Source organism: Streptomyces sp. NPDC003023 (assembly GCF_042888225.1).
Taxonomy (GTDB): domain Bacteria; phylum Actinomycetota; class Actinomycetes; order Streptomycetales; family Streptomycetaceae; genus Streptomyces.
On record NZ_JBIAPL010000001.1, the window covers coordinates 1301515 to 1327580 of the forward strand.

The following is a 26066-nucleotide window of genomic DNA, read 5'->3' on the forward strand; positions in this document are numbered from 1 at the left end:
CTCCCAGAAGCCCTGGGTGCGGTCCGCCGCACCCGCTGACCTCGGCCGACCGCGGGCAGGGCCGGGCGATGGCCGGGGCATGCGACACGGCCGGGCACGCCGCAGCCGCCGTGACCCCGTGAGGTGCGGCGGGCTGCGGCGCGCCCGGCCTGATCCGGACGAGTGGTCCGAGCCGAGAACCCGACCTGGAAGCTGCAGGGCTCGCGGCTATGCGATCAGCGGGGGCAGATGTACGTCGACGGTGTGGTGACCCAGTCGCCGGTCACGGTTCCGCCGCTCCGCCACTGCACGTAGACCTTCGCGCGGACGCTCTTGCGTGCCGACGAACCGCACGAGTACGTGCTGGTGCGCTCGACGTCCTTGTCGGGTGACCAGTAGTGGGCCGGGAACTCGTCCCGGAGGAGTGACCAGTTGCCGTTCAGGTTGTACTCGAGCCGCACCTCGATGACCTGGACGTCGTAGTTGGTGCCGCCGGCGGTGTCGCTCACCCGGCCGTGCGCGTTGAAGACCCCGATGGACGGCATCTCGACGTTGGCGCAGCGGACGACCCCCGCGCCCTCGCAGTGGTGACTGATCTGGGTGGCGGACGCCGGCGTTGCAGCCAGCATGGTCATCCCGAGCGCGGTGCCGACGACGGCCGTCAGACCGCTCATGAACTTTCCGTACTTTCGCATGGCAGGAGAATGCCGGGCGCCGTCGACATAAGATTGCAGCATCCTGCAGCCGACGGCGGTTGCGGCAGGCAGGTCAGGCGGTGATCCGGCTCAGGCGCTCGCGGAGCCGGACCCCCGCCACGAAGCGGGTCGGAGCGTCGAGAAGGTCGAGGATCACGGCGACCTCCGTCCGGACCGTGCGGACGCTCAGCTCGAGCCGGCGGGCGATCTGCTCGTCCGACGAGCAGGTGAGCAGGAGCGCGACGATGCGGCGCTGGCGTTCGGTGAGGCCGTCGGCGGGTGGTTCCTCGGCGGCACAGGGGTACGCCGTCGCACGCACCGCGTCCCAGTAGCGGCGCGCGGCGGCCATGCACGCGGCATCCCGCACGCCGATGACGGTGGTCTGGTTGCGGACGGTGGGCCCCTCGAGGAGTGCCTCGACCCCATCGAGGATCTTCATCTCCAACGGACCGTAGCCGAAGAAGTACACCTTCGGGTCCTCACCGGACAGCGCAAGCCGCACGTCCGGGCTCAGCGTGTCGCGGTTCCACACACTGATCATCCGGAGGCCGGCGTTCATCTCGAACGTGTTGTAAGGAAGACTCACGGCGAGTCGCTCCACGGAACCGTGGGGCTTGACGGAGTCGAGGGTGCGCCGGGACCGGAGCTCGCGGCTGAGATTCCGATTGATCTCCTGCCCGCCTCGTCCGAGGAGACGTGCGGCGACCGGCTGCCCGCGCTCCATCGCCCGGACCACCCGCAGCCGTTCGGCTTCCAGGCGCATCATCGCCTCTGTCACCCGCAGCCGCTCCGGGCCGGAGAACCGCACGGGATCGGCGAACACCGAGAAGTCCCGTTCAGGCAGTGTGTGCTGGTCCACCGTTCTCCCTCCAGTGCACCCCGGCCGATGGGAGGAACGGCCGTCAACTGGCCGGAATGTTAGCCCACGGAGACGAACCCTCTGCGGGGGACGTGGGCCCGGGAGCAAACGGCGATGTCGTGCTGCAGGCCGCCCAGTCACCGCGGATCCCAGGGATGCAGACGATGCCAGTTCTCGGGCGGGCAGGCCCGGCCGGCCCCTTCCGGGCCGACCGGTCCCGCCACCGCACCACCGTGGAGACATCACCTGCGGACGACCTCCGCCGTCCGCCGGGCCGGGCGCCCTCCGGAAGCCGGCAGAACCTTGCGTGGCCCGACGGGCAGCCCGCTGCGCGGTGGTATGCGCCCGCACCCGCTCCTCGAGCACGCACCGATCGTCAGGATCAAGCACCATGCCCGGTCAACGAGCGAAGGCCATCGGCGGAACTTCCGCGGCGCAGCACTAACCCGCCGCGCGCGCGGCCATGCGCGCCTTGCGGGCCGCGAGCTTCTCGTCGAATTTGCACGCTTCCGCGTCGAGGCCACCCATGTACATGCCGAGCTCTTCCTGCGCCTTGAGACCCTCAGGGCCCAGCCCGTCGATCTCCAGGACCTTCAGGAAACGCAGTACCGGCTGGAGCACGTCGTCGTGGTGGATGCGCATGTTGTAGATCTCGCCGATCGCCATCTGCGCGGCGGCCCGCTCGAAGCCCGGCATCCCGTGCCCCGGCATCCGGAAGTTGACGACCACGTCGCGCACGGCCTGCATGGTCAGGTCGGGGGCGATCTCGAAGGCCGCGCCCAGCAGGTTGCGGTAGAAGACCATGTGCAGGTTCTCGTCGGTGGCGATGCGCGCCAGCATCCGGTCGCACACGGGGTCGCCCGACTGGTGACCGGTGTTGCGGTGCGAGACGCGGGTCGCGAGCTCCTGGAAGGCGACGTACGCGACGGAGTGCAGCATCGAGTGACGGTTGTCGGACTCGAAGCCCTCCGCCATGTGAGCCATCCGGAACTGCTCGAGCTTGTCCGGGTCGACGGCGCGCGAGGTGAGCAGGTAGTCACGCATCACGATGCCGTGCCTGCCCTCCTCCGCGGTCCAGCGGTGGACCCAGGTGCCCCAGGCGCCGTCCCGGCCGAAGAGGGAGGCGATCTCGTGGTGGTAGCTGGGGAGGTTGTCCTCGGTGAGCAGGTTCACCACCAGCGCGATCCTGCCGATGTCGGTGACCTTGGACTGGCCGGTCTCCCAGGCCTCGCCGTCCTCGAAGAAACCGGGGAAGTTGCGGCCGTCGGAGAAGGGGACGTACTCGTGCGGCATCCAGTCCTTGGCGACCTTGAGATGGCGGTTGAGCTCCTTCTCCACCACCTCTTCCAGCGCGTACAGCAGCCGGGCGTCAGTCCACGCTTCCGAACTGCCGAGGTGGGGAGAGGTGATCGTCACGGGGGCTCCTGGGGGACGGGAGAGTTACCTACGTACTCGTAGGTTACGAAACCGTAGGTTAAGCACGTCATAAGCCCTCGTCCAAGCCCGGATCCGTGATGTCCGGTTACGTGGGGCTATGTGGGCAGCTCGGGACGGGGTTACGGAGAGCCATCTCACTTCCACGATGCGGGCGCGGCGGACGGTCCGGCCCGTCCGGGCCGAACCGTCCGCCGCTTCGGGATCATCCCGTCCGGAACACCCCCTCCCGCAGTTCCTCCTCCGAGATGTCCCTCAGCTCCCCGTCCAGCAGCAGGCGCCGGGTGATGCCGACGGACTCCAGGAACGCCGGGTCGTGACTGGCCACGATCAACGCGCCCTCGTACGACTCCAGTGCCGCCGTGAGGCTGCGCACGCTCGCCATGTCGAGGTTGTTGGTCGGCTCGTCCAGCATGAGCAGCTGCGGGGCCGGCTCGGCGAGCAGCAGCGCCGCCAGCGCCGCGCGGAACCGCTCACCGCCCGACAGCGTCCCGGCCGGCTGGTCGGCGAGCGACCCACGGAACAGGAAGCGCGCCAGCTGTGCCCTGATCCGGTTGTTCGTGGCGCCGGGGGCGAACCGGGCCACGTTCTCCACCACGCTCTGTCCGTCGTCGAGCAGGTCGAGGCGCTGCGGCAGGAAGCGGATCGGGACCTCGACCGTCGCCTCGCCGGCCACCGGCTCCAGCTCGCCGGCGATCGTGCGCAGCAGGGTCGTCTTGCCCGCGCCGTTGCGTCCCACGAGAGCGATCCGCTCGGGCCCGCGTACCTCGAACTCGCCCTTCACCTCCGCCCCGTACCGCAGGCGCAGATCGCTCAGTCGCAGGACGCCCCGTCCCGGGTGGACGAGGGTGTGGGGCAGGTCGATGCGGATCTCGTCGTCGTCGCGCACCGCTTCCACGGCCTCGTCGAGCCGCTCCTTCGCCTCCGCGAGTTTCTCCGTGTGCATGATCCGGTGCTTGCCGGCCGACTCCTGGGCGGAGCGCTTGCGTGCGTTCATCACGATCCTGGGCTCGCGCTTGGTGTCGTACATCTTCTGGCCGTACCGCTTGCGGCGGGCCAACTTGACGTGCGCGTCGGCAAGTTCGCGCTTCTGTCGCTGTACGTCGGCCTCGGCCGCGCGCACCGTCCTTTCCGCGGCCTCCTGTTCGACCGACAGTGCCTGCTCGTACGCGGAGTAGTTGCCGCCGTACCAGGTGACCTCTCCCTCCCGCAGATCGGCGATCTGGTCGACCAGCTCGAGCAGTTGACGGTCGTGGCTGACGACGACCAGCACACCCGACCACCCGGCCACGGCGTCGTGGAGGCGTCGGCGTGCGAACAGGTCGAGGTTGTTCGTCGGCTCGTCGAGCAGCAGTACATCGGGCCGGGCCAGCAGCAGCGCGGCCAGCCTGAGCAGGACGCCTTCGCCACCGGACACCTCGCCGATGGTGCGGTCGAGCCCGATGTGTCCGAGGCCCAACTGGTCCAGCGCGGCGTGTGCGCGTTCCTCCACGTCCCAGTCGTCGCCGACCGCGGTGAAGTGCTCCTCGCTGGGATCGCCTGCCTCGATGGCGTGCAGGGCGGCCCGTGCCGGTGCGATGCCGAGCACCTCGTCGACCCGCAGGCCGGTGTCGAGCACCACGTTCTGCGGCAGGTAGCCGACGTCGCCCATGGTGCGGACCGTTCCCGCCGTCGGCGTGAGGGCACCGGCGATCAGACGCAACAGAGTTGACTTTCCTGACCCGTTGAGACCGATGAGACCGGTCCGGCCGGGTCCGACGGCCAGCTGGAAGTCCTCGAACACGGTGGTGCCGTCCGGCCATCCGAAGTCGAGTGCGGAGCAGGTGATGAAGGTGGGGGATGCGGACACAGGGCCTCCCGGTTGCTTGATGTGGAAAGGGGCAACGGGTGGAGACACCGAGGCGGGGCGACGGTACGCCGGGAGAGGAGAAAGGTCCCGGTCGGGGAGTGGACGGCATGAGTCGTCGAGGTCGCACGCGGACGCACAGGCGGAAAGCCTTGTGCTGCACGGTGTCTCAAGACCTCAGACGAGCAACGTCCTACTCCGATCGACGACAACAGAACCGCTGTACACCGTATAGGTGCGGCGAGGGGCTGTCAACGCCACTGCAATGTCGGAAACCTGCCAGCCCTGACGGGGCCCCGGCTGTTTGAGTACGCGGCATGACGAACATCCAGGAGCGGGCCCGCCGCTTCCACGCCCTCCACGCACTCCACACCGCGAGTGGCCCTCTCGTCCTCCCCAACGCCTGGGACACCGCGAGCGCCCGGATCGTCGCCGAGGCCGGCGCACCGGCCGTCGCGACCACGAGTGCCGGAGTCGCCTGGGACCTCGGCGCGGCGGACGGCGAACAGCTCGACCGCGCGGCCGCACTCGAACGGGTCGCCCGCATCGCCGCCGCCGTGGAGGTGCCCGTCAGCGCGGACATCGAGGGCGGCTGGTCGAACGATGCCGACGGCGTCGCGGACACGATCCGCGAGATCCTCGACGCCGGTGTGGCAGGCGTGAACATCGAGGACGGACCCCGCCCCGCCGCAGAGCACCAGCGGCGGATCGCGGCGGCGCGCGCGACCGCCGACGCCGCCGGTGTCCCCCTGTTCGTCAACGCCCGCATCGACGTGTACCTGGCAGGGATCGGCCCGGAGAGGCACCGGCTCGAGGAGACCCTGAAGCGGGCCGCCGCATGTGTCGACGCCGGAGCGGACGGCATCTTCGTACCGGGCGTCGTGGACCCGCGCACCGTGGCCGCGCTCGCTCAGGGGATCGACGCCCCGCTCAACGTGATGGCCGGACCCGGCGCGCCCGACGTCGCGCGGCTGGGCCGGCTCGGCGTCGCACGGGTCAGCGCCGGTTCGGCGATCGCGCAGGCGGCGCACGCGCTGGTGCGCGCCGCGGCTCGGGAACTGCTCACCGCCGGCACGTACGACTCACTGGCCGGCGGCTACGACTACGGCGAACTCGACGAACTCCTGGGCAGGTGAACGTCTCCCGGCCCCGCGGGCGGCGATCAGGCCGCGTCGCGCAGCAGTTCCGTCAGGTCCTCGTCGAGTCCCAGATACAGGTACTCGCAGCCGGCCGGCACCACCTCCTGAACCCGCTCGAGGAAGTGCCGCAGCTCACCGGTGCGGATGTGGACCATGGCCATGCCCTCCGGGGCGTGGAACTCCAGCACGGTCCGGTCGAAGCCGTACGGCCTGACCCGCACGTCACCGAGGCCGGCCGGCTCGCGGACGCCCTCCGCGAGCAGTTCCCGCGAGAACGCCCACGACACGTCGGTGCCCTCCAGCGTCGCCGGGCCGGGGAAGTCGATACGGACGGCGAAAGGGTCGCGGCGGTCGTAGTGCAGTGTCGCCGCGACGGACTCCATCTGGGGAGCGGAGGCGACGAGTCGGGCCTGGACGGCCTGCTCGATGACGGTGGACAAAGGCCCGCTCCTTCGATTGCGGCTCGCTGGGTCCTGGGTGCGGCATCTGCCGGCACCCTAGAAGACGTCGGAACGAGTGATTCCGTGCACAGTCGGGGAGCGTGACGTGTGTCACCGCCCGCTGATCGCGCCCGGTTTCCGCCGCTTGCGCACCCTGGACGGCTCTCTGCGCGTGAGCTAGCTTCCAGCGCCATGACGTCCATGGGGAAGACGAGAAGAGCGGTGTCGGTGGGACTGTGCGCGGCCGCGGTGGCGGCCGTACTGGCGGCCCCGGCCCAGGCGGCACCCGCCGCGGACCGGCCGACCGGGACGCCCGCCCCCGGCTGGGACCTGAAGGACACCCCCGGCTGGGACCTGAAGGACACCGGAACCGACGTACGGCTGCGGGGGCTTGCACCCGTCAGCCGGCGGACGGCGTGGGTCGCCGGCTCCAAGGGAACCGTGCTGCGCACCGTGGACGGCGGCCGTAACTGGCTCGACGTGTCGCCGCCCGGGGCGGAGGAGCTGGAGTTCCGTGACATCGAGGCGTTCGACGCCCGACGCGCAGTGGTCCTCGCCATCGGCGAGGGAGAGGCGTCGCGGGTGCTGCTCACCGAGGACGGCGGGGCGAGCTGGACCGAGTCGTTCCGCAACACCGACGCCAAGGCGTTCTACGACTGCGTCACCTTCTTCGACAGCCGTCACGGGCTGGCCATGAGCGACCCCGTCGACGGCAAGTACCGCATCCTGTCCACCGGCGACGGCGGCCGCTCGTGGAAGGTGCTCCCCGACGCCGGGATGCCGGCCGCGCTGCCGGGCGAGGCCGGCTTCGCGGCGAGCGGGCAGTGCCTCGTCAGCTCCGGTCCCCGGGACGTGTGGCTGGCCACCGGCGGGGGAGCCCGGGCCCGGGTGATGCACTCCGCCGACCGCGGACTGAACTGGACCGTCGCCGAGTCGACGATCCCCGCCGGGGACCCGGCCCGCGGCGTCTTCGCCCTCGCGTTCCGCGACCGGACGCACGGCCTCGCGGTCGGCGGCGACTACCGCGCCGACCAGGCGTCGCCCCGCGCGGCCGCCGTCACGGGTGACGGCGGCACCGAGTGGCGCCAGGCGAAGACCCCGCCGCCCGCCTACCGCTCGGGCGTGGCCTGGCTGCCGCACAGCCGGTCCGCGGCGCTCGCGGTCGGCCCCACCGGGACGGACCTGACCACCGACGGGGGACGCACCTGGCGCACCGTCGACACGGGCTCGTTCGACACGGTCGACTGCACGCCGGACTTCGGCTGCTGGGCGGCGGGCGAGAAGGGCCGCGTCGCGCGCCTGGAGTTCTGAGACGGGTCCGTCGCGCGCCGCCCGGAGTTCCGGGACCGACGCACCGGCCGACGCACCGGCCGACGCACCGGCCGACGGACCGGTCGATCCCTCGCCCGGTCCGTCGGTCCGTCGGCCTGCGGACTCAGGACGGCGTCCCCGCGGACTGCTGCGGCCCCGCGGCGACGCCTCCTCCGGTCGCCCGCGTGGTGTCGCGCGGGCGCCGCAGCGCCGAGTACACGTTCCAGGCGCCGACGCCGAAGATCAGCAGACCGGTCCCACCCGGAAGCAGCCACACCCGGTTCTCGTCGAGAACCGCCGTGGTCGCGGACGGACCGTCGACGGCGGTCGCCACCGGCGACGACGGCTCCTCCTCGAACGTGGTGTCGACCTCGACGCCGGTGATCCGGAACGAGCCGTCACCGGCTTCGAAAGTGCCTGTGCACTCCAGGCCGTCGTCACTGTCCCCGTACTCGGGCCGAGCGCAGCTCTCAGCCGTGAAACTGCCTGCCACACCCGACAGTTGCGTCTCCAGCCGCAGCAGCGACGCACCCACCAGAAACGCACCGCCGGCCAGTGCCACCACCGTGGTGATCGCCCGTCTCGGACCTATCCCGCGCATTTCGCCCCCCGAAAGTGATCAGTCAGGAGGGCAGGCTACCTCTCCCCGCCGTCACTGCGCGGGGAGTTGCTGACGGTAGGGCGCCAGTTCAGGGGCGGTTTTGGTCGCGACGAACTCCGTGATCCGGTACGCGCACACCGCGCCGATGACGAAGGGGTCGCTCGCCGCGATCTTCTCGATGCCCGCGCGATCGTCCCCCACGGCGAGAATGATCCCGCCGTCGCGCGGCTTCTTGCGGCCGGAGGCGATGAAGACGCCCTCCTCGTAGAGGGCGTCCAGCCATGCCACATGGGCTTCCAGCAGCGGTTCGACACGCTCGATCGGCGCGGTGTAGGTCAGCTCCATCACAAACATGATCGCCAGGCTACCGGGCGTCCGGACCGTATGTATCCGGCCAACCTGCGGTGAGCCGACGCCGTCGTGCGCCGCGCGGGAACCGGCCCGGCGACGGCTGCGTCGATGGTCATTGACCGTGCGGACGCCTGTCGGCCACCGCCACGGGAACTGAACGGCCATGCAGTAGGCAAAGCCCTGTGATCAGCAGTTTCAACGGAGGAGAGAGTTCATGTCGCGTCGATTCATGAAGACCGTACTGGCAGCCGCGGGTGCCGCCGCGGTACTGGCTGTCACCCCGTTCACCGCCCAGGCCGCCTCGTACTCCGGCGGCAACTACGGGGCCTACGCCTTCGAGGGCCAGTACCCGACCGTCGGTGGCTGCTCCGGGACGTTCTCCCAGAAGTACGTGCGGTACGCCGAGGGCATGACGCTGCGGTACTACTACTCCGGCTCCTGCGGCTCGTTCGCCCGCATCGAGAACTCCCGTCCCGGATGCGTGGCCGTGGCCCAGCGCGCAGACGGCGGCGGCTGGGTCTCCGAATCCGTCGACCCGGGCATCACCTACGCCTACACCAAGATCGCCAACAACCTCAACGGCCGTCTCTCGCGGGCGATCCTGTCCTGCGACGGTCACGACCTGGCCGAGACTCCCTGGTACTAGGCCCGTAGGCTGGCCGGCACCATGAAGATCGTCGAAGCTCCCGCCGGCTGGCCCACCAGCGAGGAAGAAGCCCTGGCCGTCCAGGACGAACTGCGCACACGCGTCGTCCTGGACGAGTCCGGACCGCCGGTCGGCACCGGCCTGGTGACCGGTGTCGACGTGGCGTACGACGACGAGCGCGATGTCGTCGCCGCGGCGGCGGTCGTGCTGGACGCCGCGACGCTGGACGTGGTCGAGGAGGCCACGGCGATCGGCCGGGTCACCTTCCCGTACGTGCCCGGACTGCTCGCCTTCCGCGAGATCCCGACGGTGATCGCCGCGCTCGAATCGCTGAAGTCCGCCCCCGGCCTCGTCGTCTGCGACGGCTACGGCCGGGCGCACCCGCGGCGGTTCGGGCTCGCCGGCCATCTCGGCGTACTGACCGGGCTGCCGGTGCTGGGCGTCGCGAAGAACCCGTTCGTCTTCTCCTACGGTGAACTGGGCGAGGCGCGCGGCGAATCCGCGGCTCTCGTCGCCGACGACGGCGAGGAGGTCGGCAGGGCGCTGCGTACGCAGAAGGCCGTGAAGCCCGTGTTCGTCTCGGTCGGGCACCGGATGACGCTCGACGCGGCCTGCGCGCACACTCTCCGGCTGACGCCGCGGTTCCGCCTGCCGGAGACGACACGAAGGGCCGATGCCCTGTGCCGCAAGGCGCTCGCGGAGGCGACGGGAGTGTGACGTGCGGCGCGCCGCAGGAGGCCCCGGCACGGATGTGGCGGGGCCTCGATGACGCCCCGCCACGTTGATCCCGCAACCCGCACCACGGTCGTCAGCGGGACTGGCCGGGGTGAGTGGCAACGGTGGTAGGCGAGTTCGCCGGTGCTTCGGTCGCGGCGGATCGGCAGGTGCCGGTGCCCTGGGGCTGGAGCGGGCGACGAGGTCCACGGCGGCAACCCCCTCACCTGCCCGGAGTCCACCGGACCCAGTGGTCGAGCCCATCGAGCCGGTGACGGGCGCCCCCGTCGAACCGCCACTCGGCGACCAAGCACCGGGCATCGGCGGGCGCCTTGCGGTGTGCGGCCGGCAACGCTGTCAGCTCGTCGTTCCTGGCTACAGGCGGAGTATCAGCGGTGGTGGCGCATCCCCCCGGCCCGGAGCCGGCTCAGTGCCCGCGTGCGATCCAGTCGGCCAGGTAGGGGGCCTCGGCGCCGATCGTGGTGCCGTCGCCGTGTCCGGTGTGGACTCGGGTGTCTTCCGGCAGCGTGAACAGCCTGTCGCGAATGGATCCGATGATGGTGGGGAAGTCGGAGAACGAACGCCCGGTGGCTCCGGGGCCACCGGAGAAGAGCGTGTCCCCGGTGAACAGGACCTTGGCCTCTGGCAGGTGCAGGCAGACGGACCCGGGGGAGTGTCCCGGGGTGTGGATCACCTCGAGGGCCGTGCCCGCCACATCGACACGCTGCCTGTCGCTCAGGTGCCCGAAGGGTCGGCCGGGATGGGTCATGTTCCACAGTTCCTGGTCGCCGGGGTGCAGCAGCACCGGCGCCTGGAGCTCCTGGGACAGTTGCGGTGCGACGGTGACGTGGTCGTTGTGGCCGTGCGTGCACACGACGGCCACGACGTCGCGGTCACCGACCGCCTTGATGATGGCCTGCTCGTCGTGCGCGGCGTCGACGATCACCACCTCGTGGTCGTCACCGACGAGCCAGACGTTGTTGTCGACGTCCCACGTGCCGCCGTCGAGGGCGAAGACCCCCGAGGTGACCACGTGCTCGACACGCAGGCCGCTCACAGGACCACCACCGAGCGCAGGACCTCGCCGGCGTGCATGGTGTGAAAGGCCTCTTCGACGTCTGCGAGGGCGATCCGTTCCGTGACGAACTTCTCCAGCGGCAGCCTGCCCTGCAGGTACAGGTCGACGAGCATCGGGAAGTCCCGCTCCGGCAGGCAGTCGCCGTACCAGGACGACTTCAGCGCACCACCGCGGCCGAAGAAGTCGAGCAGAGGCATCTCCAGCGTCATGTCCGGCGTGGGCACGCCCACCAGCACGACGGTGCCGGCGAGATCGCGCGCGTAGAACGCCTGCTTCCATGTCTCGGGGCGGCCTACCGCATCGATGACGACATCGGCGCCGAAGCCCCCCGTGAGCTCGGCGATCGCGGCGACGACGTCGGTCTCACGGGCGTTGACCGTGTGCGTGGCACCCAGGTCGACCGCCCAGGCCAGCTTCTTCTCGTCCCGGTCCACCGCGATGATCTTCGAGGCGCCCGCCAGCCGGGCCCCGGCGACCGCCGCGTCGCCCACGCCGCCGCAGCCGATGACCGCCACCGAGTCCCCGCGGCCTACTCCGCCGGTGTTGACGGCGGCGCCCAGGCCGGCCATGACACCGCAGCCGAGCAGACCCGCGACGGCGGGGTCCGCGGACGGGTCGACCTTGGTGCACTGCTGGGCGTGGACCAGGGTCTTGTCCGCGAAGGCGCCGATGCCGAGCGCCGGGGTGAGTTCCGTCCCGTCGGTCAGGGTCATCTTCTGGGCGGCGTTGAACGTGTCGAAGCAGTACTGGGGACGCCCGCGCTTGCAGGACCGGCACCGTCCGCACACGGCACGCCAGTTCAGGACGACGAAGTCGCCCGGCTGCACCGACTCGACGCCCTCGCCGACACTCTCCACGGTGCCGGCGGCCTCGTGCCCAAGGAGGAACGGGAACTCGTCGTTGATACCGCCCTCGCGGTAGGTCAGGTCCGTGTGGCACACGCCGCATGCGGCGATGGCGACGACGACCTCACCTGGTCCCGGATCGGGAATCATGATGTCGGTGAGCTCGACCGGAGCTCCCTTGGAACGGGCGATCACACCGCGGACCTGCTGTGGCATCTGGGCTGTTTTCCTCATCATTCGGCAACGACGCATGCGCACCGGCGTGCGCACTCCCCGACGCTAGCTCCGTGCCACGTACACACGACCTGTGCGACAGACCAGTAAAACCTCGACTTCCGACCAGCCGCTGGACCGGCTATGGTGCCGGGAATGCTGGACATCACGTCACCGCCGGAGGCGGATCTTCTCGCACTGCGGGAGGTCATCGAGGGGCCACTGCACGAGATCGCGGGCAGGCTCTCGCGCTTTCTGTCCGACCGGTGGCCGCACACCGCGCTCGTCGTCTTCACCAGAGAGTGCACCGGCAGGCCGCGAAAGGTCGCCGGCGCGACCGAAATGATCAACAAGGTCACGATCGACGAACTCGAGCAGCTGAGGGCCCTCGTCGAGACCGGCCGGCCCCTCAGCACCACGGCGGCGGTCGGCGGGGTCACCCGCACCGTCTGGGCGCTCCGCGACCCGGTCGGCACCCTGCTCGTCCTCGTGCCACGCGCCTCGCGCAAGCAGCTCCCGCACCCCACGGCCCTGTCGGCCCTCTTCGGGATCGTCGCGACCTCGATCAGGCAGCAGGTGGCGCAGGCAAGCCCGGACTACCTCGCCGAGTCACGCGCGGCCTCCAGCGAACGGGCCCGCACCATCACAGAGATGGCCGCGGCGCACGAGAGCGCCCTGGTCGCCATCCTGAACACGCTGCGCGCCGCCGCACTCGACGACCGCCTTGCCCGCCTGGCCGCGACCGAGTCCGCCTCCGTCGCACTGGTGGCGTTGCGCTCCGCCCAGAAGTCCGACCTGGCCCTGACCGACGAACCGGCCCCGGCCGCGTTCACGAAGCTGCGCAGGGACGTCCGTCAGATGCTCAAGCACCACCAGACGCGCGTCGAGTTCGTGCCCCCGGCCAAAGCGGCACGGCCGTTGCCCGGGGAGATCGCCCACGCCGCTCGCGCGATGACCCGGGCTGCCGTGCTTGCCTTCACCGCGCAACCGTGCCCGTCACGCCTGCGCATCGCGTGGACCTGCGACGGTACGTCGCTGACGATCGACGTGCGGGAACACGAATCCGGGAACGTGGACACGCACACGCTCGCGCGCCAGCTCGAGGGCCGGGCACGCGCGCTCGGGGCAACGGTGGACCTCGATGCCGTGGCGGACTGGGGGAGCCGTGCGAGCATCTCCCTTCCGCTCGACCCGCCGGCCTCGCGCACCGGTGTGAACAGACTGTCGAGCCTCAACCCCCGGGAACGTGCGGTCCTTCAACTTCTCGCACAGGGCAAGCGGAACAAGGCCATCGCGGAGGCCCTCAAAGTCACCGAGAGCACGGTCAAGTTCCACGTCACCGGAGTGCTGAGGAAGCTCGAGGTCGGTTCACGGGGCGAGGCCGCGGCACTGGCTCTGAACGGACACGCCACGGGCTCAGCGGCCGGGCTCCGGGAAGACGGCTGACCGTGCGGTCCGGGCCCCGGGAACTCCTGCGCGCCACGGCTGTCGAACGTGCGCCGTCCCGTCAGCACCGCGCCGAGGACGAACTCGGGTTTCGGGTGTGAGCAGTTGGGGTGCAGGAAATCCCGGTGAGATCGCTCTTGGTCGGCCGGCACACCGTTCGTGGCCTCGCTGAGGTGCACGAAAGATTGTCGAGCGGCTTCCGGCGCCGGCCACGGTCCGCCTCGTGCCGGTGGAGTTTCCAACTGATGAGCAGGCAGGCCGAGGCATATGGGACGTTCACCGAGGCGCCCACGCGCCCGGCGCTGGAGCGGTTCTTCTTCGCCGGTTTCCGGGGGAGGACCCGCTCGCCGTGCCGTGGGAGGTCGTTGAGTATGCGGCCCGGTAGCTTGGCCGGCGGCCCGGCCAGGGCCTGCCCCCTCTCCGGGACCCGGGCGCCGTCGAAGACGACGAGGGCAGCCAACGACTGAACCGGCCCGCGACGTACGGTGGAGACGTGGCGCATACCAGCCCGAGCTGTCAGAACGGTGGTTCGGTGGAGTAGGTGCCGTCCCATGCGGGTGTGGTCGGTTTGCTCGTCGGCTGCTGGAGGAGTCGTACAGCGTCTTGAACGCGGCCGAGGTCGATAAGGCGCTCGGCACGAAGAGAGCCGTTGACTGCCGGGTGCTGTGCGAGGACTGCGTCTGCTTCTTCGGTGCGGCCGGCTTTGTCAAGCATGTCGGACAAGGCCCATGCCGCGTACCAGGTGTCGCCCTCGGGGTGCGCCCGCGTCTGGTCGATCGCTTCGTCGAGCAGGCCGCAGTCGGCCATGAGCGGCAGCCGCATTTGGAAGAGGTCCCAGTACTCCTTGCCGTCTCTTCGTGCCTTGATGGCATCGAGGTGGGCCAGGCCCTCTCGGGACCGCCCGTGATCGGCGTACAGGGAGCAAAGAGCGTGGACGAGCCAGTCCTCCGCGTCGTGTTCGGTGAGCGCGCGCAGCACCTCGATCGCCTCGTCGCTCCGTCGGTGCCGGACCAGGAGCTCGGACAGCGGCACAGCCACATGCCACATGCCGGACGGCGTGGCACCGAAGGTGCGGTAGGCGGCGACCGCGCCTTCCACGTCGCCGCGTTCCTCCAGCACTTCGGCAAGGCGCTGCGCGGCGTGCCCTTGGTGCTCGGACGCTGTGTACGCACGCAGTTCCGTGATCCGGTCGTGTCTGGCCAGCAGGTCGGCCAGCTGGTCACGGCCGTTGACGGAGGTGACCTTGCGGGTGTGCAGCAGGGTGATCGCCTCCTCGATCCGGCCCTGGCGTTCCCTGATCGTGGCGAGCAGGCCGACTGCGTTGAACGGTTCCATCCGGAGGTTGTCGCAGTCCGGGTCGTCACAGGCAGGGACTGCTGCTTCCATCTGGGCCTCCAACAGCGCCGCCGCTTCCTCGTCCCTGCCCGCCGTTTCGGCGACGTCGACCAGGCACTCGGCGAGGAACCAGTCCTGGATCCCGGCGCGCAGCAGCACGAACGCCTCGCCGCTGCGGCCATGGCGGGCCAGCAGGCGTGCGAAGAAGACCAGCGCCGGCCGGTCACCGGCCTCCGCGTACGGGCGGGACAGCGCGACCGCCTCCTCCGCCCGGCCCCAGCCCTCCAGCAGCTCCGCCCGGGCTTGGGCCGCCGGCCACCAGTTCGTGGCGACGTACGGAGCGAGCACCTCCAACGCCTGGTCGTGCCGGCCCCGATGCCCGAGCAGCCGTGCCCACTCAAGTGCGCAGAACCACTCCCCGCGGCCGGCCTGGAACTCCACTTCCCGCTCATGACCGAGTTCGAGAAGCCGCGCCACCAGCGGCGGAGGAATGCAGCCCGTCAGCGTGCGGGCCCGGTAGTCAAGATCATCAGCGTCCACGACAGCGCACCTTAGCCCTCACCACCGACACGGCCCGCACGTCGGGGCCATCGCATGTGAGGGCAGGCGTCAGTAAACGATCATTTTCTGAGGATCGCCCCCGAAGGGTCCTCCAGACTGCGCAGGGCCTTCAGAAACCCCTTCGAAAACCTGGGGGGTTCAACAACCTCAGACCACCGCTTCCTGACATGGTCCTGGGGCCATGACCGCCCTCGAACCGGCCGCCGGACCGGACCTCCTCGTTGCCGAACCAGTCGTCCGCACCGAAATCGAGATCGGATACGCCCGGGGTCTCCACCGGCGGGCAGCAGCTCGAACGGCAGGTCGCCGCCCTCGCCGCCGCCGAATGCCGGAAGATCTTCGCGGACGAGAAGTCCGGCAGGAACGCCCTCCGCCCCGAACTGCAGGCGTGCCACGCCTTCCTCGGTGCCGGTGACACCCTCGTGGTCCCCTCGCTCGACCGCTACGGTCGCAGCCTCCAGGACCTCATCGACATGGTCGCCGAGCTACGCGACCGAGGGATTGGTTTGACCTCGCTGCACGAGAACCTGGACACCACCCGCGCCCGTGCCGTCAGGCGGTCGCCCCCGCCCGCTCCCGCGTCGGCCCCGTCCGCACCTTCGCGAGCGGGGTCGCCGGATCGGTGAGGTCCAGCGGGTCGGGGCAGGCGCCCTGGCTGAGCCAACGTTTGCCGGCCATGGCCTCGCGCGTGGAGGCGAAGGCCTCCACGGAGGTGAGGCGGCCCGCGCCGTCGAGGTGGAAGACGGCGAAGGAGTTGGCGGCAGGGGTACCGCGCAGCGCGGGGGTGTCGTCCTCGCCTCGCACGCCCATGATCTGGATCTTCGTGTCGTACTGGTCGGACCAGAACGAGGGCGCGGCCTGCGGCGGGACAGGCCGCCCGCACAGGAAGGAGGCCACCTGGTCGGCCTGCTCGTTGGCGTTGGCCACGCTCTCCACACGGCGCCGTCCGGGCTGCCCCGGCACGGGACGTACGGTGACGTCGCCGATCGCGTGCACGGCCGGGTCCGCCGTGTGACCCGCGTCGTCGACGAGGACGCCGCCCTCGCAGGCGAGGCCCGCGTCCCGGGCCAGAGCGTCGTTGGGGACGGCGCCGATGGCCACGAGCACGGTGTCGCAGGCGAGCACGCGGCCGTCGCCGAGTTCCACCCCCTCGACGCATCCCGCGTTCCCGTGCAGCCGCACCACCTGTGCACCGGTGTGCAGCACAACTCCGTTCTCCTGGTGCAGGCGTGCCACGGCTTCTCCGAGGAGGGGTGAGGCGGCACGGGCGAGCAGTCGCTCCTCGCCCTCGACGACCTCGACGTCCACGCCCAGGCTCCGCGCGGTCGCGGCGGCCTCCAGGCCCAGGTACCCGCCGCCGATGACGACGAGTCGCTTGGTGCGGGCGAGGTCCTGGCGCAGGGCGGCGGCGTCCTGGCGGTCGCGCAGGTGGTGCACGCCGGGGAGGTCCGCGCCGGCTATGGGCAGACGCCGGGCGGCCGCTCCGGTGGCCAGGACGAGATGTTCGTACGAGAGTGCGGTGCCGTCCGCCAGGAGGACGCGGTGACCGACGGGGTCGAGGGCAGTGACGCGGGTGGCGGTGCGGAGGGCGATGTCCTGGTCGTCGTAGAACGTGGCGGCACGCAGGGGCAGTTCGTCGTCGGTGCCGCCGGCGAGCCACTTCTTCGTCAGGGGCGGGCGGTGGTAGGGAGCGGTGTCCTCCTCGCCGAGGAGGGTGACGGGGCGGTCGTAGCCGTAGCGGCGGATCAGGGCGGCGCAGGTGGCGCCGGCCTGTCCGGCTCCGACGATCACGACGCCGGCGTTCGTGGGCGTCTTCATCAGTGGTTCACCTCTGTTAGGGGCGGTCGTCAGCAACTGTCGTGAGCAGCGGTCCGCCTCTGGCGGTGGGGAGTGGACCGTCCCCAGGGATGCGGGACGGGCAGGGGCCGTCGGATCACACGGTGACGCCGGCGGCGGACGTCGGTGCCTCGGCGACGAGCGCCACGACCTCTTCCGTCGTACGGATGTCCCCGAAGTACGCCGCCACGTTGTTCACCGCCGCGTTGTGTTCGGCGTCGCTCAGGGCCGCGTTGGCATCGCTGATGAGGATGACGCGGAAGCCGAGTTGCTGTGCGTCCCGCGCCGTGGCCGCGCTGCAGCAGTCCGTCAGGGTTCCCGAGACGAGTACGGTGTCGATGCCCCGTTCGCGGAGGAGGCGCAGGGCGTCCGAGGACGAAGGCGTGAAGGGACTGAAGCGGGTCTTGTCCATGACGACGTCCTCGTCCGTGACGTCGAGGCCGCGGTGAAGGGCGTGACCGTGGGAGCCGGGCTGGAACGTGATGACCTCCCCGTCTCCGAATTCGGCTGCCTGGAACTGCTGGAAGTAGACGGACCAGTCACTGGTCGATCGCGTGGTGAACCGGAGGTAGACGTTCGTTCCGCCGCCGGCGCGGACCGCCCGGCTGACGGCGTTGACGTTGGGCACGATGGTTCTGGCCTCGGGGACCTCCAGCGGCATGCCCGGCTCCATGAACCCGTTCTGCATGTCGACGACGAGGTGGGCCGTGCGGTGCGGGTCCACCGTGGTGAACGCGTACTCCTGCCCGCCCTTCAGGGCCCGGTAGCGCGCACGGATCGCCGGGTCGATGACGGTGGTGTGCATCTTGGTTCCTCTCCTCAGCCCGTCGCTCGGGCCTGGTTCACGGCCAGACGCGCGTCCAGGGGGTCGGCGAAGTACGTCCTCCCCTTGGTGGCGACGGCCATCGCGACGTGAACGGCGAACGCGACGGCGAATCCGATGTAGGCCGACAGTCCCCGCAGGACCGGGTCCGTGGCAAGAATCCAGATCAGCGACGCGACGGCGGTGCCCGTCAGCAGGGCGGTGACGCCGACGGCGTTGTAGCGGCGCAGATGGCTGCTGCGGTACTCGACGGGGCCGGTCACGATCTTCAGCCGGCCGCGGACCACGGTGATGTCGGCGACGACGCAAGCGACCCAGGCCAGCAGGAAGATGCCCGTCCATTCGAGGAACACGCTCAGGTTGCCCAGCACGTCGAACCACATCAGGGCGATCGAGGCGGCTGTCACGACGAGGAGCCAGAACCGGCGGGCGAGGCGGTGGGTGCCCACCGCCTCGGATCCCGAGGTGAACGTGACCGAGCTGATGTGCAGATTGGTCAGGTTCACGCGAACCTGTGAGACCCAGGCCAGTGCCACGCCGGGGAGCAGTCCGAGCAGACCCACGAAGTAGATGGACGGAGTGAAGCTGCCGGTGATCAGCGTGAAGTACATGCCGAGTGGAATCGCGACGAAGAAGAGCAGCACGTAGGGCAGTACGACGGTGACGGCCGCCTTGCGCCGGAACTGTTCGGCGCGGATGAAGCGGTTGTAGTCGGCGGCCTCGAAGGGGTTGATGCCCACGGTGCCGGCCAGTCCCGCGATGACGGCGACGGTGCCGGCGACGCCGCCGACCGCGCCTTCCGGCATGGCGGTGAACATCCCGGACGGCATGCCGTCGTTCCGGTTCCACGCGATGCCGATGGCGACGACGAGCAGGACGAAGTAGACCGGGATCGTCCAGGTGAGGATCTTCGTCATCGAGCTGATGCCGTTCCACGCCATGGGCAGGAAGACGAGACCGACGACGACGTACCAGATCTGGTCGGGCAGGTCCCAGATCAGGTCGATCGAACTGGCGAGGATCTGCCCCTCGGTTCCGGCGTAGACGACGAAGGTTCCCGCGTAGATCACGGTGGTCAGCACCGAGCCGACCGAGCCCAGGCCGGATCCTCGGGTCAGCAGCTCGGAGGTGAGTCCTTCACGTGCGGCGGCACGGGAGACGATGAGCGCGAGCCCGATCAGGACAAAGAAGGAGATGATCAGCCCGAACCAGGTCGCCGCGGCCCCGTTCTGGGTCAGGTAGAGGCCACCGATCAGGGGGAAGAAGAACGCCGTCACGAAGCCGACCAGAACGCTGAGGACGGCCCCGGCACCGCGTTTCGCCGAATCGGGCACCCGTGAGCGGGCGTAGTCGTTCTCGTCGTGCACGGGAGCGGGGGGCGGTGCGCCGGTCCGTCCGGAGCCGGTGGCCGCCACGTCCGTGTCGGTCGGTGGGCCGGTCAGCGCCTCACCCTTGCTGGATGTCGTCATCAGCGGTTCACCTCTGTGGCGGGGAGCCGGAGCACCAGAGCGCCGCCGGCCAGGAGGAACACGGCGCACAGCAGCAGGCCGTGCATGGGTGAGGCGGTCAGGTCGCGGAGCCAGCCGAGCAGGTAGGTCGCGAGGAAGCCGCCGAGGTTGGCCATCGAGGTGATCAGGGCGATTCCGGCGGCGGCCGCTCGCCCGCTGAGGAAGGCGGGGGGCAGGCACCAGAAGACCGGGTAGCAGGCGACGATGCCGACGTTGGCGACGGTGAACATCAGCACGGTCATGCCGATGCTGTCGCTCACCAGGGTGCTGCCGGCGAGGCCCGCGGCCCCGACCAGCATCGGGACGACGAGGTGCCAGCGGCGCTCACGGAAACGGTCCGAACTCGCTCCAGCGATGAGCATGGCGATCAGCGCGGCAGCGTGCGGGACGGCGGTGAGCCAGCCGATCGTGCCGGTGTCCTTCTCCCCGGACTCCTTGATGAGAGTGGGCAGCCAGAATCCGATCGCGTACGTGCCGAGCATGAAGCTCATGTCGATGACGCCGAGCCACCACACGCGGGCGTCACGCAGGGCGCTGCGGATGTCGTGCTTCCGGTCGGCTCCTTCGGCGTCCCGGGAGAGGTCCTGCCGCACCGACTCCTTCTCGGCCGCGGTCAGCCAGCTCACCGCGGCGACCCGGTCGGGCAGCAGCACGAGCACGAGGACACCGAGGACGATCGTGGGCAGGGCCTCTACGAGGAACAGCCACTGCCAGCCGGTCCAGCCGGCCGCCTGGTCCAGCGAGGACAGGATCCAGCCGGACAGCGGGCCGCCGAACATGGCTGCGGCGGGGATGCCCATCATGAACAGGCTGATGACGCGGGCTCGTCGGGGGCCGGGGAACCAGTGGGTCAGATAGAGCAGCACGCCGGGGACGAAGCCCGCTTCGGCGACGCCGAGGAGGAACCGCAGGACGTAGAACTGCGCCGGGGTGGTGACGAACATCGTCAGCGCGGACAGCACCCCCCAGCTGATCATGATGCGGGCGATCCACAACCTGGCTCCGACGCGTTCCAGAAGCAGGTTGCTGGGAACCTCGAAGAGGATGTACGCGATGAAGAAGGCGCCGGCGCCGAAGCCGAAGACCGCGTTGCTGAATCCGAGGTCGTCCGCCATCTGCAGTTGCGCGAAGCCGACGTTGATGCGGTCGAGGTAGGCGGCGACATAGCAGAAGAAGATCAGCGGGACGATCCGTACGGTGATCTTGGCGTACGCGGACCCGGAGTTCACGGCCTGCACGGCGGCGGCCGGTGCGGCAGGCTTTTCTGCAAGGGTCATGAGGGTTCCTCACGGGGTGAGTGGGCCGCACGGCCGGGCCGACCCTGGTCGGGCCCCGGCGGTGGCGAGGAATGGACGCCGGCGCGGGGTGGCATCGCGCACGGGTCGTGGCGGCCTGTGCCGGCGCGAGGCCACGGCGCGGCACAGGCGGCCGGGGCGGACCCCTGGCCAGGGCGCCCGCGCTTCGGGGGCGTCAGCCCTGCGACTTCGGGAGGTGTACGACGAGGCCGTCGAGCTCGTCGGTCACGGCGATCTGGCAGCCCAGGCGGGAGGTGGCGGTCCGCTCCTCGGCGAACTCGAGCGTCATCTCCTCCTCTTCCCCCGCCGGTCCGACGGTTTGCGACCACTCGGCGTCGACGTGGAGGTGGCAGGTGGAGCAGATGCAGTTGCCGCCGCACTCGCCGATGATCGAGGGGAGTCCGTTGCGCACGGCGAGCTGCATGAGGCTGGTGCCGGGTTCGGCGTCGAGAGTGTGGGCGGTGCCGTCGTGCTCGACGAAGGTGATCTTGGGCATGTCGGGTACCTCTCGCGGATCGGGTCGGGTGCCGGTCAGGGGCACCGAAGACGTATCAGGCGGTGACCTTGTCCAGGACGCGTGGTGCCTGCTGGGGCGGCACGTCCTTGTCAATCCACTGCTGCACCATGCGGCGCATCCGGATCGGGGCGCGGTCGATGGCGATGCGTGCCTTGCGCCGGTCCGGGTGGGCCAGTTCGTTGGTCTGGATGGCTTCGAGGACGGCCTTGTCCTCGGCGAAGGCGATGCGGAAGTCGTCGGAGAGGGCCTTGTTGGTGGCCTCGTCGGCGGGGAAGTTCTTCACGTGCATCCAGTGGTCGATGGAGGTGTGCGCGTCGACCGGGGTGATGAAGTGGCAGGCGAAGATGCGCATGCCCTCGTCGCGGTGGTCCTCGGGGTTCGCGCTGCCGGTGTCGAGGGAGCCGAAGTCGATGACGGCGATGCTGGGTGCCAGGTAGTGGTAGTAGTGCCAGCGGTCGACGTTCCCGGTGAAGTTCCCGTACTTGGCGAACAGCGGGATGGCCGGGCCGTCGTTGATCCAGCGCCAGGTCACCAGGTCGTCGCCGCGCATTTCGGTGCTGACGGGGACGTCCTCGCCGGCCTCGTTGCCGAGGGTGGACAGGTGGACGAAGTTGACGTGGGCGGGGTCGCAGAGATTGTCGGCGAGGCTGAGGTAGTCGGCCTCGATGCGCAGGGCGTCGCCCTCGGCGACGTTCCAGGCCTCCGAATGGTATTCGGGCAGGTCGAAGGCCAGGTCGGGGTCGGCGAGTTCGCGATCACCCATCCAGATCCAGACCAGGCCCATGTTCTCGTGCGTCGGGTAGGTCGTGACACGGATGTCCGGGACGGGGCCGGACTGGCCGGGAACACGGATGCAGCGGCCACCGGATTCGAAGGTCATGCCGTGGTAGCCGCACTCGACGGCGTCGCCCTTGAGTCGTCCCATGGACAGCGGCAGCAGGCGGTGGGGGCACATGTCCTCCATGGCCGCGACGTTTCCGTCGGCCGTGCGGTAGAGAACGACGTCCTGCTCGAGGATGCGGTGCCGGGTCAGCTCGCCGGTCACATCGCGCGACCAGGTCAGCGGGTACCAGGTGTTCTTCACGTACTCGGCCATACGAGGCTCCTGGGAGAAAGCGGGGGCGTGGGATCGGCGCCGGCCGCGTCCGGGCGGTGCCACGGGGCACCGGGGCAGGGCACGCGGGGCCCAAAGCTCGACCCTGGGATGTTCCGGGCCGACGGAGATAATCCGAGCACGTACTAGCGACGGGTGCAAGGGTCTCGACATGCTCCGGTTTCCGGAAATCCACGCCACGTTCCGGCCGTCCTGATGAAAGTTCGGCCGCTTCGACCGCCTCTGACCTGGTGCCGGTCCCGGAGAACCGCGGACTCCCGCCGTCCGGCCCCTTGCGTTCCCGAATCGTACGTGCTCGGATTATCTCGGAAGGCGGGGATCGGCCAGGCGCCACCCTCGGCGCCACGGCCGCGCGCTGCCCGAGCCGATCCGGGCTGCCCCGCACCTTCTGCACGTGCCCCGTACGACGCGCCCCGCGCTCTCGATCCCCTTGGATCCCAACGGCCGGCGGCGCCCGCATCCTGGAGGGACACCCATGTTCGACCTCTCGTCCGTCGACATCCTCGACGCCTTCACCCGTGAACTGCGGCTGTGCAAGGTCCGCCAGGGAGAGCACGTCGTCGTGCTCTCCGAACCCGGCAGCCGGGGCGACTACGTCGCGGCGGCCTTCGGGGCCGCGAAGGCCCTCGGCGCCCACGTCATCTCCGCCACCGTGCCCGGCGGCAGCCCCGCCCCGCTGCCCAGCACCCACACCGGCGCAGGCCCCGGCCTGGTCTCCGTCCTGGGCGACACCACCGCCCAGGAACTGTTGAAGTCGGCCGACCTGGTCGTCGACCTGACCCGCGAGGGCTTCATCCACGCCCCCGTCCAGCAGGAGATCCTGAGGACCGGCACCCGCATCCTCTTCGTGTGCGACGCCCCTGACGTTCTCGTCCGCAACCTGCCGAAGGAAGAGGACAAGGCCCGCGTCCAGGCGGGCGTGGACAAGGTCAGGAACTCGTCGGTCATGCGCGTGACCTCCGCCGCGGGCACCGACCTGACCGTGCGACTCGCCAACAGCCACCCGGAGTTCCAGACAGGCTTCGCCGACGACCCGGGCCGCTGGGACCACTGGCCCAGCACCATGGTGCTCTGCTGGCCCGAGATCTCCGACGGGCAGATCGTGCTCGCCGAGGGCGACATCCTGCTCCCGTTCAAGGAGTACGTGCAGCGCCCGGTCACCCTCGAGGTCGCCGACGGCCACATCCAGAAGGTCACCGGCGGCGCCGAGGCCGAGCTGCTGAACACCTTCTTCGACGACTCCGGGGACCGGTGGGCCCGCAGCCTGTCCCACATGGGGTGGGGCCTGATGCGGACCGCCGACTGGTTCGCCACCGCGATGTACGGCAAGAGCGACCTGATGGGCATGGACGCCCGCGCGTTCGCCGGCAACTTCCTGTGGTCCACGGGTCCGCACCCGCACCTGCAACGCGACTCCTACGCCCACCTCGACATCGCGATGCGCGGCTGCACCGTCACCCTCGACGGCACCGACGTCGTCACCGGCGGCCGCCTCATCGAGCCCTGACCCGCCCGCACGCCGCATCTCAGGAGGAACCGTGGCTCTCAGCCAGTCCTACGAAGTCACCGTCGTCGGCGGCGGACTGGGCGGTCTCACCGCCGCCCTCGCCCTGCGCCACAAGGGCCTGCGCGTCACCGTCCTGGAGCAGGCCCCCGAACTCGGCGAAGTCGGCGCCGGCATCCAGACCGCGCCGAACGCCAGCCGCATCCTGATCCGCCTGGGCCTGCGCCGGCAGCTCGAGGCCATCCGCACCGAGCCGCAGGACCAGGTGCGCCGCCGCTGGAAGGACGGCAGCATCATCGGTCTCACCCCGCTCGGCCGCCGTGTCCAGGAGCAGTTCAACGCCCCGTACTGGCACTACCACCGCGCCGACCTGCACCGCACCATCCTGGACGCCTGCACCGACCCGCTCGGCCCCGGCCCGGCCGTCCGCATCCACACCGACAGCCGCGTCGAGGACCTCGACCGTACGAACCCGGACCGTCCCACGGCCATCACCCAGGACGGCACGCGCCACGAGGCCGACGTCCTCGTCGGCGCCGACGGTGTCCACTCCCGGGTGCGCGACCTCATCGGTGCCGAGGACACCCTGGTCTTCTCCGGCGACATGGCCTTCCGCACCCTCATCCCGGGCGACCTGGTCCACGCCGACCCGGCCACCCGCTTCCTGTTCGACCGCTTCCAGAGCACCATCTGGTACGGGCCCGGACGGCACCTGGTGCACTATCTGATCCGCGGCGGCGAATCGCTGAACATCGTCGGCTGCGTGCCGTGGAAGGACGAGTACGGCGAGAAGAAGACGTTCGCCGGCACCACCGACATGCTCGTCGACGCCTACGCCGACTGGGACGATCGCGCACCGGCGATGCTGTCCAAGGCCAAGGGCGACATCACCTGCTTCCCCCTCTACCACCGCCGCCGCGACCCGAACTGGGTCGACGGACGCGTGGCCCTGCTCGGCGACGCCTGCCACGCCATGCTTCCCTACCAGGCCCAGGGCGCCTCGCAGGCCATGGAGGACGGGGCGGTACTGGCCGAGGAACTCGGCGCGGCGACCTTGGGCAGCGTCGACGAGGCCCTGCGGCGCTACGTCAACCGCCGCGCCCAGCACGCCGGCATGGTCCAGCAGGCCTCGTTCCGCAACCAGACCTTCTACCGCTACTCCGACGGCCCCGAGCAGCAGGCTCGCGACGCCGAGCTCGGCGAGCTCTACGACGGCGAGTCGGACGTCTCCTACGACTGGCTGTGGCGCGGCACTCCGCTGGACACCACCGACGACGAGTCGTTCGCCTACCGCCACCACCACTGACCGGCGCCCTGGAGGTCCCGTGCCCACCCCTTACGATCCCGACACCGACCGCGTCTACGAGCGCGCCGGGTTCGGCTCCGCGGTCCACCGCGGCAGCCGCCCCGCCCTGGTCGTGGTGGATCTGACCCGCGGCTTCACCGAGCCGCGGTTCCCCACCGGCAGCGACCTCACCCGGACCGTCGAGGCGACGGCACAGCTGGTGGCCGCCGCCCGCACGGGCGGCGTGCCGGTGGTGTGGACCGTGATCGCCTACACGCCCGCCGAAGCCGACGGTGAGGCGATCACCTGGCTCGCCAAGGCGCCCGGAATGCGGGCGCTGCGCGAGGGCGGCGAGGCCGTCGCGCTCGACCCTCGCCTGCCGTACGAGAAGCAGGACCACCTGATGGTGAAGAAGGGCGCCTCCGCCTTCTTCGGCACCCCGCTCGCCTCGCTGCTCACCGGCCTCGGCTGCGACACGGCGGTGGTGTGCGGCGCCACGACCAGCGGCTGCGTACGCGCCACCGCCGTGGACGCGGTGCAGTACGGATGGCCCGTACTGGTTCCCGCGGACGCCTGCGGCGACCGGGCCGTCGGCCCGCACGAGGCCGCCCTGTTCGACGTCCAGGCCAAGTACGGGGACGTCGTGGACATGGAAGATGCTGTGAAGTACCTGACGACGAGGGGAGACTGA

General features: G+C 70.2%; 25 protein-coding genes and 1 pseudogene. 9 read left to right on the top strand and 17 right to left on the bottom strand.

Annotated features, from left to right (window positions below):
* Positions 1-215: 215 nt before the first annotated feature.
* From ACFYV1_RS05510 to ACFYV1_RS05525, 4 genes are all read right to left on the bottom strand, one after another.
* Positions 216-674: a hypothetical protein gene (locus ACFYV1_RS05510; RefSeq protein ID WP_389394036.1), complete on the bottom strand. Its 459-nt coding sequence runs from the start codon at positions 672-674 to the stop codon at positions 216-218.
* A 73-nt stretch (positions 675-747) separates the two neighbouring features.
* On the bottom strand, positions 748-1533 hold the full coding sequence (locus ACFYV1_RS05515) for a hypothetical protein (protein ID WP_389394037.1): 786 nt from the start codon (positions 1531-1533) through the stop codon (positions 748-750).
* Between the two features lie 441 nt (positions 1534-1974).
* Positions 1975-2949, bottom strand: a complete 975-nt coding sequence (locus ACFYV1_RS05520; protein ID WP_389394038.1) for an acyl-ACP desaturase — start codon at positions 2947-2949, stop codon at positions 1975-1977.
* 223 nt (positions 2950-3172) lie between these two features.
* Positions 3173-4816, bottom strand: a complete 1644-nt coding sequence (locus tag ACFYV1_RS05525) for an ABC-F family ATP-binding cassette domain-containing protein (RefSeq protein WP_389394039.1) — start codon at positions 4814-4816, stop codon at positions 3173-3175.
* A 314-nt stretch (positions 4817-5130) separates the two neighbouring features.
* On the opposite strand from ACFYV1_RS05525, the gene ACFYV1_RS05530 reads away from it, so the two are divergent.
* A complete protein-coding gene (locus tag ACFYV1_RS05530) occupies positions 5131-5949 on the top strand; it encodes an isocitrate lyase/phosphoenolpyruvate mutase family protein (protein ID WP_389394040.1) in 819 nt (272 codons plus the stop codon).
* Between the two features lie 26 nt (positions 5950-5975).
* Here the strand turns inward: ACFYV1_RS05530 and ACFYV1_RS05535 are convergent, their stop codons facing one another.
* Complete coding sequence (locus ACFYV1_RS05535) at positions 5976-6392, bottom strand: SsgA family sporulation/cell division regulator (RefSeq protein ID WP_389394041.1); 417 nt, start codon at positions 6390-6392, stop codon at positions 5976-5978.
* A gap of 192 nt (positions 6393-6584) precedes the next feature.
* Between ACFYV1_RS05535 and ACFYV1_RS05540 the strand changes: the two genes are divergently transcribed.
* The gene (locus ACFYV1_RS05540; RefSeq protein WP_389394042.1) at positions 6585-7703 is read left to right on the top strand and encodes a WD40/YVTN/BNR-like repeat-containing protein; all 1119 of its coding nucleotides are present in this window, start codon (positions 6585-6587) and stop codon (positions 7701-7703) included.
* Positions 7704-7827: 124 nt separating this feature from the next.
* On the opposite strand, the gene ACFYV1_RS05545 is transcribed toward ACFYV1_RS05540, so the two are convergent.
* Positions 7828-8304, bottom strand: coding sequence for a hypothetical protein (locus ACFYV1_RS05545; protein ID WP_389394043.1), 477 nt, complete (start codon positions 8302-8304; stop codon positions 7828-7830).
* A gap of 51 nt (positions 8305-8355) precedes the next feature.
* The gene (locus tag ACFYV1_RS05550) at positions 8356-8658 is read right to left on the bottom strand and encodes a YciI family protein (RefSeq protein WP_389394044.1); all 303 of its coding nucleotides are present in this window, start codon (positions 8656-8658) and stop codon (positions 8356-8358) included.
* Between the two features lie 211 nt (positions 8659-8869).
* Between ACFYV1_RS05550 and ACFYV1_RS05555 the strand changes: the two genes are divergently transcribed.
* Entirely contained in the window at positions 8870-9301 is a 432-nt protein-coding gene (locus tag ACFYV1_RS05555; protein ID WP_389394045.1) for a hypothetical protein, read from the top strand.
* A 21-nt stretch (positions 9302-9322) separates the two neighbouring features.
* On the top strand, positions 9323-10018 hold the full coding sequence (locus ACFYV1_RS05560) for an endonuclease V (protein ID WP_389394046.1): 696 nt from the start codon (positions 9323-9325) through the stop codon (positions 10016-10018).
* Positions 10019-10074: 56 nt separating this feature from the next.
* On the opposite strand, the pseudogene ACFYV1_RS05565 reads toward ACFYV1_RS05560, so the two are convergent.
* From ACFYV1_RS05565 to ACFYV1_RS05575, 3 genes and pseudogenes are all read right to left on the bottom strand, one after another.
* Positions 10075-10206 (bottom strand): annotated as a pseudogene (locus ACFYV1_RS05565) (IS701 family transposase); the annotation flags it as partial.
* Between the two features lie 236 nt (positions 10207-10442).
* Positions 10443-11072: an MBL fold metallo-hydrolase gene (locus ACFYV1_RS05570; protein WP_389394047.1), complete on the bottom strand. Its 630-nt coding sequence runs from the start codon at positions 11070-11072 to the stop codon at positions 10443-10445.
* Entirely contained in the window at positions 11069-12154 is a 1086-nt protein-coding gene (locus ACFYV1_RS05575) for an S-(hydroxymethyl)mycothiol dehydrogenase (protein WP_389394048.1), read from the bottom strand. Before ACFYV1_RS05575 ends, ACFYV1_RS05570 begins: the two co-directional genes overlap by 4 nt.
* Positions 12155-12307: 153 nt before the next feature.
* Between ACFYV1_RS05575 and ACFYV1_RS05580 the strand changes: the two genes are divergently transcribed.
* Positions 12308-13597, top strand: coding sequence for a LuxR C-terminal-related transcriptional regulator (locus tag ACFYV1_RS05580; RefSeq protein ID WP_389394049.1), 1290 nt, complete (start codon positions 12308-12310; stop codon positions 13595-13597).
* 516 nt (positions 13598-14113) lie between these two features.
* On the opposite strand, the gene ACFYV1_RS05585 is transcribed toward ACFYV1_RS05580, so the two are convergent.
* A complete protein-coding gene (locus ACFYV1_RS05585; protein WP_389394050.1) occupies positions 14114-15472 on the bottom strand; it encodes a hypothetical protein in 1359 nt (452 codons plus the stop codon).
* Between the two features lie 242 nt (positions 15473-15714).
* On the opposite strand from ACFYV1_RS05585, the gene ACFYV1_RS05590 reads away from it, so the two are divergent.
* Positions 15715-16119, top strand: coding sequence for a recombinase family protein (locus ACFYV1_RS05590; RefSeq protein ID WP_389394051.1), 405 nt, complete (start codon positions 15715-15717; stop codon positions 16117-16119).
* On the opposite strand, the gene ACFYV1_RS05595 is transcribed toward ACFYV1_RS05590, so the two are convergent.
* The 6 genes from ACFYV1_RS05595 to ACFYV1_RS05620 all read right to left on the bottom strand — a co-directional run bounded on the left by ACFYV1_RS05595 (position 16046) and on the right by ACFYV1_RS05620 (position 22568).
* Positions 16046-17311: an NAD(P)/FAD-dependent oxidoreductase gene (locus ACFYV1_RS05595; protein ID WP_389394052.1), complete on the bottom strand. Its 1266-nt coding sequence runs from the start codon at positions 17309-17311 to the stop codon at positions 16046-16048. The two genes, ACFYV1_RS05590 and ACFYV1_RS05595, sit on opposite strands and share 74 nt — an antisense overlap.
* A gap of 115 nt (positions 17312-17426) precedes the next feature.
* Positions 17427-18134 carry a cysteine hydrolase family protein gene (locus ACFYV1_RS05600; protein WP_389394053.1) on the bottom strand — a complete coding sequence of 236 codons (708 nt, stop codon included), beginning with the start codon at positions 18132-18134 and terminating at the stop codon, positions 17427-17429.
* Between the two features lie 14 nt (positions 18135-18148).
* Positions 18149-19621 (bottom strand): purine-cytosine permease family protein, encoded by a 1473-nt coding sequence (locus ACFYV1_RS05605; protein WP_389394054.1) that lies wholly within the window; start codon positions 19619-19621, stop codon positions 18149-18151.
* Entirely contained in the window at positions 19621-20937 is a 1317-nt protein-coding gene (locus ACFYV1_RS05610) for an MFS transporter (RefSeq protein WP_389394055.1), read from the bottom strand. The genes ACFYV1_RS05605 and ACFYV1_RS05610 overlap by 1 nt, the downstream gene beginning before the upstream one ends.
* 193 nt (positions 20938-21130) lie before the next feature.
* Entirely contained in the window at positions 21131-21451 is a 321-nt protein-coding gene (locus tag ACFYV1_RS05615) for a 2Fe-2S iron-sulfur cluster-binding protein (protein WP_389394056.1), read from the bottom strand.
* Positions 21452-21506: 55 nt separating this feature from the next.
* Positions 21507-22568: a Rieske 2Fe-2S domain-containing protein gene (locus ACFYV1_RS05620; RefSeq protein WP_389394057.1), complete on the bottom strand. Its 1062-nt coding sequence runs from the start codon at positions 22566-22568 to the stop codon at positions 21507-21509.
* Positions 22569-23061: 493 nt separating this feature from the next.
* On the opposite strand from ACFYV1_RS05620, the gene ACFYV1_RS05625 reads away from it, so the two are divergent.
* From ACFYV1_RS05625 to ACFYV1_RS05635, 3 genes are read left to right on the top strand one after another with little or no spacing between them, the layout of a single operon-like run.
* The gene (locus tag ACFYV1_RS05625) at positions 23062-24093 is read left to right on the top strand and encodes a hypothetical protein (protein WP_389394058.1); all 1032 of its coding nucleotides are present in this window, start codon (positions 23062-23064) and stop codon (positions 24091-24093) included.
* A 31-nt stretch (positions 24094-24124) separates the two neighbouring features.
* Complete coding sequence (locus ACFYV1_RS05630; protein ID WP_389394059.1) at positions 24125-25396, top strand: FAD-dependent monooxygenase; 1272 nt, start codon at positions 24125-24127, stop codon at positions 25394-25396.
* Positions 25397-25415: 19 nt separating this feature from the next.
* Positions 25416-26066: an isochorismatase family protein gene (locus ACFYV1_RS05635; RefSeq protein WP_389394060.1), complete on the top strand. Its 651-nt coding sequence runs from the start codon at positions 25416-25418 to the stop codon at positions 26064-26066.